Source organism: Exiguobacterium sp. s95 (genome assembly GCF_018618655.1).
Taxonomy (GTDB): domain Bacteria; phylum Bacillota; class Bacilli; order Exiguobacteriales; family Exiguobacteriaceae; genus Exiguobacterium_A; species Exiguobacterium_A oxidotolerans.
In genome coordinates this window covers 215,849-231,394 of sequence record NZ_JACSMM010000003.1, presented here as the reverse complement: position 1 = coordinate 231,394, position 15,546 = coordinate 215,849, and the positions used below count along the sequence as shown (strand labels likewise).

Annotated in this window: 19 protein-coding genes; 3 read left to right on the top strand and 16 right to left on the bottom strand. The window is 46.9% G+C overall.

Going from position 1 to position 15,546, the window contains the following annotated elements; all coding sequences use genetic code 11:
* Positions 1-4 precede the first annotated feature (4 nt).
* The 13 genes from ahrC to aroQ form a co-directional block, all read right to left on the bottom strand.
* Entirely contained in the window at positions 5-454 is a 450-nt protein-coding gene (ahrC, locus tag KNP99_RS08420) for a transcriptional regulator AhrC/ArgR (protein WP_088836615.1), read from the bottom strand.
* Between the two features lie 143 nt (positions 455-597).
* A complete protein-coding gene (locus KNP99_RS08415) occupies positions 598-1,404 on the bottom strand; it encodes a TlyA family RNA methyltransferase (RefSeq protein ID WP_215193165.1) in 807 nt (268 codons plus the stop codon).
* Positions 1,405-1,410: 6 nt separating this feature from the next.
* Positions 1,411-3,297 (bottom strand): 1-deoxy-D-xylulose-5-phosphate synthase, encoded by a 1,887-nt coding sequence (dxs, locus tag KNP99_RS08410; RefSeq protein ID WP_029333073.1) that lies wholly within the window; start codon positions 3,295-3,297, stop codon positions 1,411-1,413.
* 119 nt (positions 3,298-3,416) lie between these two features.
* Positions 3,417-4,286, bottom strand: coding sequence for a polyprenyl synthetase family protein (locus tag KNP99_RS08405; protein ID WP_214801006.1), 870 nt, complete (start codon positions 4,284-4,286; stop codon positions 3,417-3,419).
* Positions 4,283-4,504, bottom strand: coding sequence for an exodeoxyribonuclease VII small subunit (locus tag KNP99_RS08400; protein WP_029333071.1), 222 nt, complete (start codon positions 4,502-4,504; stop codon positions 4,283-4,285). The genes KNP99_RS08405 and KNP99_RS08400 overlap by 4 nt, the downstream gene beginning before the upstream one ends.
* A gap of 1 nt (position 4,505) precedes the next feature.
* Positions 4,506-5,825, bottom strand: a complete 1,320-nt coding sequence (gene xseA, locus KNP99_RS08395) for an exodeoxyribonuclease VII large subunit (protein ID WP_214801003.1) — start codon at positions 5,823-5,825, stop codon at positions 4,506-4,508.
* On the bottom strand, positions 5,822-6,655 hold the full coding sequence (folD, locus tag KNP99_RS08390; protein WP_214801000.1) for a bifunctional methylenetetrahydrofolate dehydrogenase/methenyltetrahydrofolate cyclohydrolase FolD: 834 nt from the start codon (positions 6,653-6,655) through the stop codon (positions 5,822-5,824). The genes xseA and folD overlap by 4 nt, the downstream gene beginning before the upstream one ends.
* A gap of 65 nt (positions 6,656-6,720) precedes the next feature.
* Positions 6,721-7,122, bottom strand: a complete 402-nt coding sequence (gene nusB / locus KNP99_RS08385; protein WP_239456902.1) for a transcription antitermination factor NusB — start codon at positions 7,120-7,122, stop codon at positions 6,721-6,723.
* A 121-nt stretch (positions 7,123-7,243) separates the two neighbouring features.
* Entirely contained in the window at positions 7,244-8,596 is a 1,353-nt protein-coding gene (accC, locus tag KNP99_RS08380; protein ID WP_239456856.1) for an acetyl-CoA carboxylase biotin carboxylase subunit, read from the bottom strand.
* A 14-nt stretch (positions 8,597-8,610) separates the two neighbouring features.
* A complete protein-coding gene (accB, locus tag KNP99_RS08375; RefSeq protein WP_088836609.1) occupies positions 8,611-9,072 on the bottom strand; it encodes an acetyl-CoA carboxylase biotin carboxyl carrier protein in 462 nt (153 codons plus the stop codon).
* A 167-nt stretch (positions 9,073-9,239) separates the two neighbouring features.
* The gene (gene efp / locus KNP99_RS08370; RefSeq protein WP_088836608.1) at positions 9,240-9,806 is read right to left on the bottom strand and encodes an elongation factor P; all 567 of its coding nucleotides are present in this window, start codon (positions 9,804-9,806) and stop codon (positions 9,240-9,242) included.
* Positions 9,807-9,834: 28 nt separating this feature from the next.
* On the bottom strand, positions 9,835-10,899 hold the full coding sequence (locus KNP99_RS08365; protein ID WP_214765379.1) for a M24 family metallopeptidase: 1,065 nt from the start codon (positions 10,897-10,899) through the stop codon (positions 9,835-9,837).
* A 19-nt stretch (positions 10,900-10,918) separates the two neighbouring features.
* The gene (aroQ, locus tag KNP99_RS08360; RefSeq protein ID WP_088836607.1) at positions 10,919-11,344 is read right to left on the bottom strand and encodes a type II 3-dehydroquinate dehydratase; all 426 of its coding nucleotides are present in this window, start codon (positions 11,342-11,344) and stop codon (positions 10,919-10,921) included.
* Between the two features lie 156 nt (positions 11,345-11,500).
* On the opposite strand from aroQ, the gene KNP99_RS08355 reads away from it, so the two are divergent.
* Both KNP99_RS08355 and KNP99_RS08350 read left to right on the top strand, forming a co-directional pair.
* Positions 11,501-12,433, top strand: coding sequence for a DUF1385 domain-containing protein (locus KNP99_RS08355; protein ID WP_029333062.1), 933 nt, complete (start codon positions 11,501-11,503; stop codon positions 12,431-12,433).
* A gap of 20 nt (positions 12,434-12,453) precedes the next feature.
* Complete coding sequence (locus tag KNP99_RS08350; RefSeq protein WP_088836605.1) at positions 12,454-12,861, top strand: SA1362 family protein; 408 nt, start codon at positions 12,454-12,456, stop codon at positions 12,859-12,861.
* 78 nt (positions 12,862-12,939) lie between these two features.
* Here the strand turns inward: KNP99_RS08350 and hpt are convergent, their stop codons facing one another.
* The 3 genes from hpt to KNP99_RS08335 form a co-directional block, all read right to left on the bottom strand.
* Positions 12,940-13,467 carry a hypoxanthine phosphoribosyltransferase gene (gene hpt, locus KNP99_RS08345; protein WP_088838449.1) on the bottom strand — a complete coding sequence of 176 codons (528 nt, stop codon included), beginning with the start codon at positions 13,465-13,467 and terminating at the stop codon, positions 12,940-12,942.
* Between the two features lie 145 nt (positions 13,468-13,612).
* Entirely contained in the window at positions 13,613-14,035 is a 423-nt protein-coding gene (mntR, locus tag KNP99_RS08340; protein WP_029333059.1) for a transcriptional regulator MntR, read from the bottom strand.
* 24 nt (positions 14,036-14,059) lie between these two features.
* Positions 14,060-14,890, bottom strand: a complete 831-nt coding sequence (locus KNP99_RS08335) for a lipoate--protein ligase family protein (protein ID WP_029333058.1) — start codon at positions 14,888-14,890, stop codon at positions 14,060-14,062.
* A 138-nt stretch (positions 14,891-15,028) separates the two neighbouring features.
* On the opposite strand from KNP99_RS08335, the gene KNP99_RS08330 reads away from it, so the two are divergent.
* Positions 15,029-15,409 carry a rhodanese-like domain-containing protein gene (locus KNP99_RS08330; protein WP_029333057.1) on the top strand — a complete coding sequence of 127 codons (381 nt, stop codon included), beginning with the start codon at positions 15,029-15,031 and terminating at the stop codon, positions 15,407-15,409.
* Positions 15,410-15,546 lie beyond the last annotated feature (137 nt).

The following is a 15,546-nucleotide window of genomic DNA, read 5'->3' as shown; positions in this document are numbered from 1 at the left end:
CTCCTTAAAGCATCCCTAAAATTCGTTCCGTCACTTCTTTTGCTGTATCTTCACTTCGAGCAATCATTAAAATCGTATCATCGCCACAAACCGTCCCGAGCAGTTCCGACCAGCCTAAGTGATCGAGTAGGACACCGATTGCATTGGCGTTACCCGGTAAGACATGCATGACAATCAAATTTTGAGCAAAATCAATCGAAATAAAGCTATCACCTAGTAAACGGCGTAATTTCCCTAATGGATTAAAACGCTGATCGGCAGGCAAACTATACTTATAACGGCCATCGTTTAACGGCACCTTTACAAGATGTAGCTCCTTAATGTCTCGCGATACAGTCGCTTGCGTCACTTTGTATCCAGCATTCCGAAGTTCTTCGACCAATTCATCTTGAGTCTCGATTTCAGATTGCGTAATGATTTCCCGAATCTTAATCAACCGTTGCCCCTTTGTCATCCTTGCACCTCGCTATATTCTTCGCTGTTACTATTGTAATCCAATAAATCATGAAAAGTCCACGTTTGCCATTTTTCGTACGGGTCGAAAAAAGAAGCAGACTCCAACATGACGAAGTCTGCTTCCATGATAGTTTTCTTTTTTTACAACGCTTGATGTGCCAGACGAACCGTATCCGCTGGGTCAACGATTGTTTCCATGCCGGGTGTTGTCAGCTGCGCATGTAAGAGAAACTCGATATTTCCTTCACCACCTGTAATCGGTGAAAAATCAAGTTGCTTCACATGGAACCCTTCACGAATGAAGAATTCGACCATCTCATCAAGAACTCGTCCGTGAACACGTTCATCCCGAACGATTCCTTTTTTCCCGACATCGTCCCGTCCCGCTTCAAACTGTGGTTTGACGAGGGCAATGACGTCGCCCTCCTCAGCTAAAATCGTTTTCAGTGGTGGAATGATGAGACGAAGTGAAATAAAGGAGACATCGATTGTCGCGAAACTTGGCTGAACGGGAAACATGTCTCGTGTCGCATGACGGAAATTCGTTTTCTCCATCGCCGTCACACGAGGATCTGACCGAAGTTTCCAATCGAGTTGATTTGATCCAACATCAAGGGCGTACATATGTGCCGCACCATTTTGAAGGGCACAGTCCGTAAAACCACCTGTTGATGAACCGATATCGAGCCCTGTCCGGTCCGTCACGTCGATGTCAAAGACCTCAAGTGCCTTCTCCATCTTAAAACCACCGCGCCCGACGTATGGCATCACTTGTCCTTTAACGGCCAAGTCGATGTCGGACTTCACTTTTTCTCCTGCCTTCTCTAATCGTTCCGTTCCACTGAAGACGAGCCCGGCCATGATCGTCCGCTTCGCTTTTTCACGTGTTTCGCATAAACCGCGCTCGACGAGTAACACGTCGAGGCGGATTTTTTTAACATTTTCCATTAATCGTTACACACTCTGTTTCTTTCCTTGATTGACAAAAGCACGTACTTCTTCCGCGATTTGTCCAGGCAATAATCCGATTTCTTCAAGTAGCTCGTTGACGCCACCGTGCTCGATATACCAATCTGGAATACCGAATCGTTTGACGCGCGGGAACGCTTCCTGCTCATTCGCATGTTCAAGAACTGCAGAACCGAAGCCGCCTTTTAAGACTGCTTCCTCCAGCGTGACGAGTGGAATACCTTCCGCATACAGTGCATCCAACATCTTCCCGTCGAGTGGCTTGATTGTCCGCGCATTGATGACACGAACAGACAGTTCTCCCTCGAGCAGATCTGCGATTTTCAACGCATCTTGGACTTGTGGTCCGAATGCCATGATTGCAACATCCGTTCCTTCACGTTCGACTTCCCATGTATCGAGCGAAATTTCGTGTAACGTCTCATCCATCGTTACACCGATTCCTTCCCCTCTTGGGAAACGGACAGCAATTGGTCCTTCATACTTCACAGCCGAATAAAGTAAATGTTGCAGTTCGTTCTCGTCTTTCGCCATGACGATCCGGATATTCGGAACGTGGCGCATGAACGCGATATCGAAGACGCCTTGGTGTGTTTCTCCGTCTGCTCCGACAAGACCTGACCGGTCAATCGTAAACGTCACGTCAAGATTTTGACGCGCGACATCGTGGACAAGTTGATCGTAAGCTCGCTGGAAGAAGGTCGAATAAATGGAAACGACGGGTTTCATCCCTTGCGTCGCTTGACCCGCCGCGAACGTGACGGCATGTTGTTCCGCAATCCCGACATCAAACATTCGGTTTGGGAACTCCTTCTCAAAGCAATCGAGTTTTGAACCGACGCTCATTGCCGGTGTAATCAATGTTAATTTTTCATCATCTCGTGCCATCTTCGTCAACGTATTCGCGACCGTGAATGAATAACTCGGCGCTTTCGATTTACCTTTGATGACTTCACCAGACTCCATCTTGTATGGTCCGAGACCGTGCCAGGTTCCAACTCCATCATATTCAGCTGGGCGATACCCTTTTCCTTTTTTCGTGATGACATGAAGCAGGACAGGCCCTTGCTCTTTTTTGACGTAATTCAACTGTTCAATCAAATCCGTCAAGTCATGTCCATCGACTGGACCGTAGTAGTTAAAACCGAGTTCTTCAAAGAACATTCCTGGAACAAGTGCGCCTTTGACGGCTTCTTTTAGTTTTTCACTACCTTTTTCAAGACTTCCACCGATCAGCGGGATTTTCTTGATTAATGTCTCAAGTTCATCTTGCGCATAACGGACTTTACGTGAAGAACGAATACGACCTAACATCTGATGCATCGCACCGACGTTCGGTGCAATCGACATCTCGTTATCATTAAGGATGACGATGACATTTTGTTGTTCCGCACCGATGTGGTTTAAAGCTTCAAGTGCCATTCCACCAGTCAATGCACCATCTCCGATGATCGCAATCGCGCGGTCGTCATTTCCTTTTAACTCGTTTGAGACGGCAATACCCATCGCTGCCGACAACGAGGTCGAACTATGCCCAGTTTCCCAAACGTCATGAATGCTTTCATTTCGTTTCGGGAATCCGCATAATCCTTTGTGTTTGCGTAACGTATCAAACTGTCCCGCACGTCCCGTCAAGATTTTATGCACGTATGCCTGGTGACCGACATCCCAAACAAATTTATCGTTCGGACTATCAAATTCTCGGTGAAGTGCTAATGTCAATTCGACGACACCTAGATTCGGTGCTAAGTGACCACCCGTCGTAGCCAATTCTTCAATCAAAAAGCGTCGGATGTCGCCTGCGAACACATCGAGTTCTGAGACTGACATACGCTTTAAAAATGACGGATCCTGTATTTCTGTCAACTTCATACCTTACCGCCTCTTTTCCTTACATTCTTATATCGTTTGTACCCTACATTGTACTAGAACAATCTAATGAACGCCACATAACTGGCACATAAAAAAGACGACGCCAGGCGTCGTCGATCTCAATGGTCACGCTTGACGACGAAGTCGAGCAAGTCCTTAAGTGTCGTCGCTTCGACCGATAACGCATCAATCGCTTCCTCAGCAGCTTGTACTTGTGCCGCAAGAGCCGTCTTCGCACCCTCTAGACCAAGTAGTTTCGGATAGGTCGCTTTGTCGTTTCCTTCGTCACTCCCGACCGGCTTACCAATCTTTTCAGCATCTCCCGTTACATCTAAAATATCATCTTGAATTTGGAAGGCGATTCCAAGATGACGTCCGTAACGTTGTAAGTGGACTACATCATCTTCGTTTGCTCCAGCAAGAATTCCTCCTGCCTCAACAGCAAACACGAGTAATGCCCCCGTCTTGCGCCGATGAATCGATTCAAGAGCCTCGACGTCATCAATGCCACCACGTTCACCGAGCATATCGTCAAGCTGTCCACCGACCATCCCGGCCGCTCCAGCTGCCATGGCGAGACGCTCGAGCAACTGAACCTTGATGTCTGCCGACGCGTCCGTCTCGAGTAAACAGGTAAAGGCATTCGTCAACAACGCATCGCCTGCTAAAATCGCTGTTGCTTCGTCAAACTCGATATGGTTCGTCTTACGCCCACGACGCATGTCATCATCGTCCATTGCTGGTAAATCGTCATGGATTAAAGAATATGTATGAATCATCTCAAGCGCTGCTGCCGTCGCGTCCCCTTTTGTCCGCGAGACACCGTATGCATCAAGGACAGCATAAATCAACGCCGGGCGGACACGCTTTCCTCCAGCATCGAGTGAATAGCGCATCGAAGCACGTAATTGTTCTGGTGCATCGAGTCGGGTCATAAATGATTCGAGCGCACGCTCGACTTGAGCTTTCCATTCCATCAAGGCAATCATTGTGCTCCCCCTTTTTCACGTAACGTTCCATCTTGTTCCAAGATTAAATCGAGTTTCTTTTCAGCTGTCGATAGTTTCCCCTGGCAAAGAGCAGTCAGTTTTACACCTTCCTCATACAACGTCATCGCTTGCTCAAGTGGGGCTTCCCCTTCTTCAAGCAATTCGACGATTTCTTCTAAGCGTTCTAACGCCGCTTCAAATGATTGTTCCGTGTCCATCTCACTCATCCTCTCGTTTCGCTAGAATACTTCCGTCATGAAACTGAATCCGGAAGGCGTCATCCGTCACTTGTTTTACCGATCGAACGACCTCTCCGTTTTGTTCGACATACGTATAACCACGTAATAAGACACGGGTCGGACTAACCGAGTCAAGGCGTGCCACCATTTGGTGCAATCGCTCATGCTTCATCTTCATGTACGGGCGAATCCGTTCCAACTGTTTACGCATCCGCTCAACTTCACGCGACTGTTCTTCAAGACGCTCCCGAACCGGAATCCGTGCTAAACGGTTCGATAGGTCCAACACGCCTTGCTGTTTCGTTAAAATGAGTTGTTTTCCGATTCGATTCAAGTTCATATCGGCCCGGTCAAGGCGCTCCTGTTTTAATCCAAGCAAAATGCGGGGAGACTTTAATCCATAACTCATCGCAAGCCGGGTCACTTGTTCCCGTCGGCTCTTGACGAAATAGTCATAGTTTCGTGTCAAACGTCGACTCAGTTCACCGACTCGTTTTTCCAGTTCGGCCGCCTCTGGTGTTACGAGTTCGGCTGCAGCAGTCGGTGTCGCTGCCCGGACATCCGCGACGAAATCACTGATGGTAAAGTCCGTTTCATGACCGACTGCAGAAACAATCGGGATCTGCGACTCATAAATCGCCGTCACGACGTTCATTTCATTGAACGCCCAAAGTTCTTCGATCGAGCCGCCACCGCGACCAATGATTAACACGTCACACGCCTGACGCGCATTCATCTGTTCGATGGCACGAGTAATTTGCGGTGCCGCCTCTTTCCCTTGAACGAGCACTGGCGCGAAGACGATTGCCGCTTGCGGATACCGTCTCCGTAGTGTCGTCGCGATATCGTGAAGTGCCGCACCTTTTGGTGATGTGATGATTCCGACACGTTGCGGAAATGCTGGGAGCACTTTTTTTAACGCTGGATCGAACCACCCACGTTCTTCGAGTTGTTCTTTCAAACGGACGAAAGCTTCATACAGGGCGCCGACGCCATCTTCCGTCATCCGCTCGACGTAGAGTTGCATCTCGCCGGAAGCGAGATACACGGATAACCGCGCCGTCATGACGACACGCATCCCGTCTTTGATCGGTGATTTCAGGCGACTTGCGTCACGTGCGAACATGACCGCCTTCATCCGTGACTGGTCGTCCTTCAACGTAAAATAAAGGTGACCGGAAGAGTGTCGTTTAAAGTTCGACACTTCTCCCACCACCTGCACTTGCTGTAACAGCGAATCACTTTCAAGTTCACGTTTCACATACCCAACGAGCTCGGAAACTTGAAGTGGGTCATTCATCGTGCTGCCTCGATTGTATTATGGAGCAACATCGTGATCGTCATCGGACCGACACCGCCAGGAACGGGTGTGATCATCGAGGCGACCTCTTTGACCGAATCAAATTCGACGTCCCCGACAAGTTTACCATCAACACGGTTGACACCGACATCGATGACGACAGCATCCGGCTTGACCATATCTGCCGTAATCAATTTTGGGACACCAACAGCGACAATCAAGATATCCGCTTGACGCGTCACCTCAGAAAGGTTTGCCGTCTTCGAGTGGCAGTAGCTGACTGTCGCGGATTCATTTAAAAATAACATCCCGACCGGTTTGCCGACGATTTGACTCCGACCGACGACGACGACGTGGCTGCCTTGGATCGGAACATTCATTTCTTTGACGAGGTGCAGAATTCCATTTGGGGTACATGGTAAGAACGTTGGTTCACCGATCATCATTTTCCCGACTGAGACCGGATGGAACCCATCGACGTCTTTGTCCGGTGAAATAGCGAAGATGACTTTACTCTCGTCGATTTGTTCCGGCAGCGGCAGTTGAACGAGAATTCCGTGGACACTCGCGTCTGCGTTTAGTCGTTCAATCAACTGGAGTAACTCCGATTCTGATGTTTCTGCCGGTAAACGAATCAAATCCGACTCCATGCCAATTTCTTGTGCCGCTTTTTCTTTCCCGCGGACATACGATTGGCTTGCTGGGTCTTCACCGATTAATACAACGGTCAATTTCGGTTGAATACGTTGTTCTTTCAGACGTGCGACTTCTTCTTTCAGCTTCAAACGATACGATTTTGCGATTTCTTTCCCATCGATTACTACTGCCATGATTTGTCCACTCCCCCAAAAAATTCGTTTCACTCTGCACCTTGAAAAAGGTTATCTTTATCTACTTATGAATTTTCTTTGACTGCTTGTTGTGCGACCTTACCAAGCACACCATTGACGATTTTCGTTGCTTCTTCGTCTGCGAACGCTTTTGTTAATTCGATTGCTTCGTTGATTGTAACGCGGATTGGAATTTTCGGTTCGAACATCAATTCATAGACGGCAAGACGAAGAATCGTCCGTTCGATGTTACCAAGACGCTCAAATGACCAGTTGACGAGCGCTGCCCGTAAATGTTGATCAATCTCATCCTTGTTCGTCTCTACACCAACTACTAATTGCTCTACAAATGTATCATATTCTTTGCCTTCTACTGCGAATTCAATGGCCTCTTGTGCAGACAAGTCAGAAAGTTCCATTTGGAACAAAGATTGTACTGCGAGTTCGCGTGCCATGTGTCGTTTCATCATGATTTCACGTGCTCCTTTTTTTGTCGTTCTCAATCAATTAGTTTAGCACATTCCCCTTTTAAAAAACATAGTGAACGCCAAAAAGACGGGAGTAAAATCCATCGACTCCCGTCATCGTTCATTTTACGATTGCTGCTTTTAACTCACGTTCCGCAAACTTCGTCGTGAAGGTTCCCCGGCGGAATACAGGGTGCTGTAAGACCTTTTGATGGAACGGAATTGTCGTTTTGACACCCTCAATCCAAAATTCAGCCAAAGCACGCTCCATTTTCGCACAAGCTTCCTCGCGCGTCTCTGCATGGACAATCAATTTCGCAACCATCGAGTCATAGTACGGAGGAATCATGTAACCTGGATAAACGGCACTATCGATTCGGACACCCATACCACCTGGCGCGACGTATTGTGTGACGCGACCCGCATGTGGTCGGAAATCGTGATCTGGATCTTCTGCGTTAATCCGGCACTCGATTGAATGCCCACGGAACTCGATATCCTCTTGTTGAACTGCTAACGGGTGGTCGAGCGCGACTTGGAGTTGTGCTTGAACAAGATCAAATCCTGTAATCATTTCTGTCACCGGATGCTCGACTTGAATCCGAGTATTCATTTCCATAAAGAAAAATTCTTCTGTTTCTTCGACAAAAATGAATTCGATTGTTCCGGCACCCGTATAGTTGATGGCTTTTGCCGCTTTGACAGCTGCTTCTCCCATTTTCAACCGTGTCGCTGCGCTGACGGCTGGCGAAGGAGCTTCTTCAATCAACTTCTGCATCCGCCGTTGCACCGTACAATCTCGTTCTCCGAGGTGAATGACGTTCCCATGTCGATCGGCAAGCACTTGAACTTCGACGTGACGGAATTCTTCGATGAAACGCTCTAAATAAACATCGCTATTGCCAAATGCTTGTTTTGCCTCGCGACGTGTTTCTTCCAGTCCATCAATCAGTTCTTGTTTTGTCCGGGCAACACGAATCCCGCGCCCTCCGCCACCTGCCGTCGCTTTAATGATGACCGGATAACCGATTTCTTCAGCGAGACCAATTGCTTCTTGATCCGTCACCGTTCCGTCAGAGCCCGGCACGACCGGGACACCACATTCAATCATCGTTTTTTTCGCGACATCTTTAATGCCCATCTGGCGAATCGCTTGCGACGTCGGACCGACGAATTGAATACCACATGCTTCACACATCTCCGCGAAGTCAACGTTTTCAGCCAGGAATCCGTATCCCGGGTGAATCATCGTTACGTTTCGATTTGTCGCAACGGCGAGAATATTCGTCACATTCAAATAAGAAGACGTCGAACTGACATCGCCGATGCAATATGCTTCGTCTGCCATTCGGACATGAAGTGCTTCTCGATCCGCTGTCGAATAGACAGCAACCGTCTGGATCCCAAGTTCCTTAGCCGCACGAATAATCCGAACGGCGATTTCTCCACGGTTCGCGATTAGTAGTTTTTCCATTCCCATCACCCCGCTCAAGGACGAATCCGGAAGAGTGGCTGACCAAATTCAACAAGGTCTCCATCTGCGACGAGAATTTCGACGACAGTTCCGGCAATTTCCGAATTTAAGTTATTGAATAGTTTCATCGCTTCTAAAATGCAGACGACTTGACCCACTTCGATTTGATCGCCGACTTTGACGAAAGCAGGTTTTTCAGGATTTGCACGTGAATAAAACGTACCGACCATTAGCGCGTTAATTGTGACCGTATCATCCTTCTCTTCCATGACTTCAGGTACAACGGCCGGCTTTTGTGCTGTTTCCACTACTTTTTGCTGGACAGGTGCCGCTGCGACCGCGTCGTGCTGAGATACTACGACACCGTCCCCTTGTTTTTTAAGCTTTAATTTATACGTGTCTGTTTCTAGAGAAAGTTCATTTACGTTTGATTGATCAAGCATTTCTAACACTTGTTTCAACTGATCGATTTTCATCTTCTTTCCATCCCCCATCTAAACATTCATTCTTAATATTATACCAGGTGCTAATGCCTACTCAAATATTAAGTTTAACTGGTCATACCAGAGGATGCAAGTGCCGGCGAGTGAAAAAATACCCCTTGACTCGGAAACGAGTACGAAGGGGCATTGGCATATCTGTATTATCCGTTGTAGCGTCCTGTGAAATCACCTGTCCGCGTATCAACTGTTACTTTTTCTCCTGCTTCGATGAAAAGCGGCACATGGATGATGTGACCCGTTTCAACTGTCGCATTTTTCTTGACGTTAGAAGCTGTATCGCCTTTGACGCCTGGCTCTGCTTCAACAATCGTCATAACGATCGTGTTCGGAAGTTCGAGTCCGAGGATTTCGCCGTTGTAGACTGCGATTTGAACTTCCATGTTCTCAAGGAGATATGGAAGTGCTGCTTCAACTTGTGCTGTCGTCAATTCAAGCTGCTCATACGACTCCGTGTCCATGAAGACATACGTTTCACCCATTGGGTAGAGGTATTGCATTTTGTTACGCTCGATGTGGGCACGTTCGACGCGCTCGCCACCACGGAATGTCATCTCTTGGATGTTCCCGTTACGGATGTTACGCATTTTTGTCCGCACGAATGCTGCACCTTTACCAGGTTTTACGTGTTGGAACTCAAGGACTTGCCAAATCATTCCGTCTGAAGTTTTAATCGTCAAGCCTGTTTTTAAATCGTTTACTGATACCATACTGGTTCCTCCTAAATGTTCATCTTACTTAGAGTGTAATGAGTTCTTTCGATGAAGACGAAAGAATTTCGCGCCCTGATTCGGTAATCAAGACATCATCCTCAATTCGGCATCCACCAACTTGTGGCACATAGATTCCTGGTTCGACTGTCACGATCATCCCTGGTTCGAGCTTCGTTTCCGAACGGAACGAAAGTCCCGGTCCTTCATGCACCTCAAGACCAATGCCGTGACCAGTCGAGTGACCGAAGTATTCGCCATAACCAGCTTCTTTGATGATGTCACGTGTTAACGCGTCTGCTTCGATTCCAGTAATCCCTGGACGAAGTCCGTCTACACCCGCAAGTTGTGCTTGTAAGACCGTATCGTAGATTTTTTGTAACTCGGAATTAATTGGACCGACCGCAATCGTTCGCGTAATGTCAGAGACGTAACCGTTCAACAATGCACCAAAGTCGAGTGTTACGAGCTCACCCGTTTCAATCACTTTTTGGCTCGCGACACCGTGCGGTAACGCTGAGCGGTAACCAGATGCGACAATCGTATCGAATGAAGACGACGTCGCTCCATGCTTACGCATGAAGAATTCGAGTTCGTTCGACACTTCGAGTTCTGTTTTCCCCGGCTGGATGTACGTCAAAATGTGTTCAAAGGTAGCGTCTGCTAGTTTTACCGCTTCCTTAACCATCTTAATCTCTGATGAATCCTTAATCAAGCGTAGGTTTTCGACGATTCCGGTCGTTGGAATCAGTTCGATTGCAGAAGCTTCATCATATGCTTCGAATAAACCAAGTGTCATCGTATCTTTTTCGACCCCAACCGCTCGCACGCGTGCGCCTGCGATGAGTTCACCCATCGTCGCCGGAATCGACCGATCGATTTGAACGATTTCCATTCCTTTGACTTGATCAGCAGCTTGCTCCGTATAGCGGAAATCCGTCACGAAATAAGCATGTTCTGCCGTAACGAGACACGCGCCACTTGAACCGGTGAATCCTGAAATGTAGCGAATATTTTCTGACTTCGTCACGATAAGTCCTGGTAAGTCACGTTCTTTTAAAGCGGATTGTAATGCTTCAATACGATGTTGCATGTCTGTTTCCCCCTTTAAGTTATGTAGCGTCCGGATGAAGTAACGCTTCAGTAGCGAGTATATACCCCGTCATCCCAAGTCCACTGATGACACCACGACAGACCGGTGCGATGAGTGAGCGATGTCGAAACTCTTCTCGCGCATGAACATTCGATAGGTGCACTTCGATTGTCGGCACTTCAATCGCTGCGATCGCGTCACGTAAGGCGATACTCGTATGTGTGTATGCAGCTGCATTCAACACAATGCCATCATACCCCCGCGCTGCATGTAGAGAATCAATCAGCGTTCCTTCATGGTTCGATTGTTCAAACGTAAACTCAACTTCCGGAAAACGTTCCATCATCAACGTTTCTAAATCATTCAACGTCTTTGCACCGTATGTTTCCGGCTCACGCGTTCCAAGTAAATTCAAATTCGGTCCATTTAAAACCAATACGCGCACATCATCACCTCCATTCGTCCTTCTGATTGTATCATAAGACGTTTTCCGTCTCCTAAAGATTCACCCGTCATCAAGCAGTCCCCCATAGTTTTTTTGAATAGAATCTAGTAAACTGACGATACACGATATTTTATTTGAGATAGGATGCGTTTAAATATGAAAACCGCAAAAGCTCCCGTCGGTGGACAAGCCATCGTCGAAGGCGTAATGTTCCAAAATGCGACACATGCTGTTTCTGCAATTCGTCGAAATGATGCGACGATTGAGACATTTGAACAGAAAAAGCCGATTCGTCCACGGATTGCGATTGGTAAACGAATCCCGCTTCTCCGCGGACTGTTCGCTCTTGTCGAATCATCTGCGAATGGAGCAAGCCACATGAACTTCGCAAGTGATCGTTACGGCGTTAATCCCGGAGAGGAAGAACCCGAAGAAGCGAATCAAGGGCAATTGACAAAATGGCTCGGCGTCGCTTTACTTGGCGTTTTATCATTCTTTTTCGGAAAGTTACTGTTTACGCTGTTGCCGGCATTCTTAGCCTCACTATTCAGTTCTTTCCCAGCATTATCCGGCCACTTCGTCCAAAACGTCATCGAGGCGTTGATTAAGCTGACCCTACTGTTTGGATATTTGTACTTGATTTCATTGACACCACTCGTCAAACGATTGTTTCAATACCACGGGGCGGAACATAAAGTCATCAATTGTGTCGAATCCGGTCATCCACTGACCGTCGAAAACGTCAGAAGAAGTAGCCGCCTCCATTATCGTTGCGGTTCAAGCTTCCTGATCTTCACAGTCATCGTCGGTTTCTTCGTTTATTTAATCGTCCCGACCGATCCATTATGGGTTCGACTCGCCTTCCGAATCGCTTTACTTCCCGTTGTCATCGGTCTGTCTTTTGAAGTTCTTCAATTAACAAATAAAGCCCAAAATATCAAGGGATTACGTGTCATCGCCTTGCCAGGCCTATGGTTACAGTACTTGACGACAAAAGAACCAGACGATTCACAGATTGAGGTTGCGATTTATGCGTTTGAAGCACTCGAAAAACAGGAAGATAACATACATGAGAATGCACTGGGTTAATCGATAACAGGGGTGATAATATGATTAGACAACGGATCGGCTCTACATTCGCACTTATCGTGTTACTGTTTGCTTTCGTCGGCTTTGGATATAAGCTTATCAATGATCCTGGCGGTCTGTTTTCACAATTACTGTTCGTTGCAGTTGTGGCGGGAATCATTTTCTTGATCTTTAAGTTCATGACGCGCAATAGCGGCGCTGCAAGCGGCGGAAACGCACAATATCGAAAATCAGTCGCGCAATCGAAAAAATTGCACGGTAAACGAGATCAAGGTCCGCGTCGAACAGATTTTAAGAAAAAACAAATCAAAACGGCGACGAAATCTTCGACTTCGAACAAAGTACGCCCACTTCGCGATCGGTCGAAAGGTCCTAATTTGACCGTCATCGAAGGTAAAAAAGGTAAAAAGAAAAAACGTGCTTTTTAATATTAAAAAGAGAGAGCTGCTAAACGCAGCCCCCTTCTATCGTTCGACCGTCAGCGACTCGTGTCTGCTGACGGTTTTTTATTCTGTCTCGACCCAACCAATGTACGGCAAATTGCGATACTCTTCTGCACAATCAATGCCATAGCCGACGACGAAGTAATCCGGAATCTCAAATCCAACATAATCTGCCGTCAACTCGACTTCACGACGCGCAGGTTTATCAAGTAACGTACAAATCTTTAAGACACCCGGCTTATGCAATTTCATATGCTCGCACAAAAAGCTCAGTGTATGTCCCGTATCAATAATGTCCTCGACAACAACAACATACTTCCCTTCGACATCCAGGTCTAAATCTTTTTTCAATTGAACGCGTCCAGAAGAGACCGTCTTCGCACCATATGATGAACAGGCAACGGTATCGATTTGAACACTTCCTTTAATTTGCCGCATCAAGTCCGCTGCAAAAACCATCGACCCTTTCAACACGACGACAAGGACAATTTGACGCCCGGCCGCATCCCGTTCAATCTCGATTGCGAGTTCACTCACTTTTTTAGCTAAATCAGTTTCTGAAACCAATTTTTCTTTGATGACGATTTCCATAGTATCCGGGTGAATTTCCACCCGTCACCCCCTTCGGTCATTTTCATCGTCAGTATAGCATAATCCGTTCAATTCACGTACTTTTTTATTATTTTATAACCAAATGTTCGTTTATAAGGCGTTTAACGTAAAAAAACAAGCCCACTCAGTCTTCTGGGTGTGCTTGTTGATAATTATGAAGTTCTTCCTGTAAAGCCGGGCGTTCAGCGAAAAATTGAATCATCCCATTGATTTTATCAAGTGCTTCGATACTCAAGTGATGTTCAATTCCCTCGACATCTTTATAGATTAGTGACTCTTCTACGCCGACAAGGCGCAAGAAATCTTCTAACAGCGCATGCCGTTCGACAAGTCGTTTCCCAATCTTTCTACCTTTTGCAGTCAACATGAGACCACGATACTTTTCGTAGACGAGGTACTCTTCACGGTCTAACTTTTGCACCATCTTCGTTACAGAAGAAGGGTGTACGCCTAATAGTTCTGCGATATCCGATACACGGGCATATCCTTTTTCTTCGATCAAGATATAAATTTGCTCTAAATAATCTTCCATACTCGGAGTCGGCACGACATCACCTTCCAATCTTTCGCTTTAACGTTTCCAGTTCCATTCATCACTACGATACTTCTCGGCTAACTGTTCAATTTCCTGCCATTGCCGCTCATTGAATTCAAGCGGAACGAATTCCAATTGAAGCGCATCCTCAAAACCACGTGTAAACGCATCACGAACTTCCTCGAATGACACTTTCCGGCCCGCGAGTTCATTCAAGGCAACCGCTTTCCCTGCAAAGCGTGACTTCATCCGTTGACGCATCGTTTCATCTTCATAAAGGAAGCAGTCAAACAATTCACCTTCATCAACCGATAGAGGCACTGATCCATGCTGAAGCACAACGCCTTGATGACGAACTTGAGCACTCCCCGCGACTTTCCGTTTTCCGACTGCCAATTCATAGTAAGAGGCTGCATCAAAACAAACGGCCGATTTCGGCTTTCGTAACTCTTCCTTTTCTTCTTCCGTCATCGGAACTGAAAATTCAACGGGAATACCGAGGTGATGATAGCCTTTCCGGATTCCTTCCGTCAACAGGCGATAACTTTCGATTACAGTTCGTGGTAGTCCTTCTGTCGCCTCTTGAATGACGACACTATATGTGAGTTCATCCGCATGTAAAACCGCTCGACCACCAGTCATCCGTCGAACGATTGGGATACCGAGTTCTTCAATTCGCTTTCGATCGATATCACGTGTCGCACGCTGGAAATGACCGACACTGAGTCCGCGTGGTTCCCATGAGTAAAAACGAAGCGTAGGCGCAATCTCTCCTCGCCCGACAAAAGCAATCAATGCTTCATCAATTGCCATGTTCATTGCCGGCTCTAATGCTTCGGTCGTCAATACTTGCCATTTCTTTACCAAGCGAACACCCCCAAAACGTTTCCGTATAAGTGTATCAGACCCTTTCTATCCTGCGCAACGACGAGTCGATTGCCGAAATCGATTTCGTTTACTATAATGATAGAGATGTTATATGAACGAAGGGGTTGGAAGTTGAATATGGAAACAGGCACAATCATCACAATCGTCTTATGGGTGGCATTGATTGCTTATGTCGTCTGGCGTTTCATGCCAGTCAAAGGCATCACAAAACTCTCGCAAGAGGAATTCCGCGCGAACTACCGTAAGGCACAAATCGTCGACGTCCGGGAAACACAAGAATTTAAAGGCGGTCATATCGTTGGCGCGCGTAACATTCCGGTTAGCCAAATGAAGATGCGTTCGAAAGAGCTTCGTAAAGATATGCCGATCTACTTGTATTGCCAAGGCAGCATGCGCTCTTCACAAGCAGCTAAAGTCTTGAAAAAAGCCGGCTACACGAACTTGTACCAGCTTAAAGGCGGTTTCAAACAGTGGACTGGAAAAGTCAAACGTAGCTAATTCACTATTCAAGCGAAAAACCCTTCCTACGCCTCAGGCTCAGGAAGGGTTTTTCGCTTGTCGACTCATTGACGAGACGCTCTGATTAAAAAGGTCGTGAACGACAAAAATAGGCATAGAAATGACCGATGATCCAG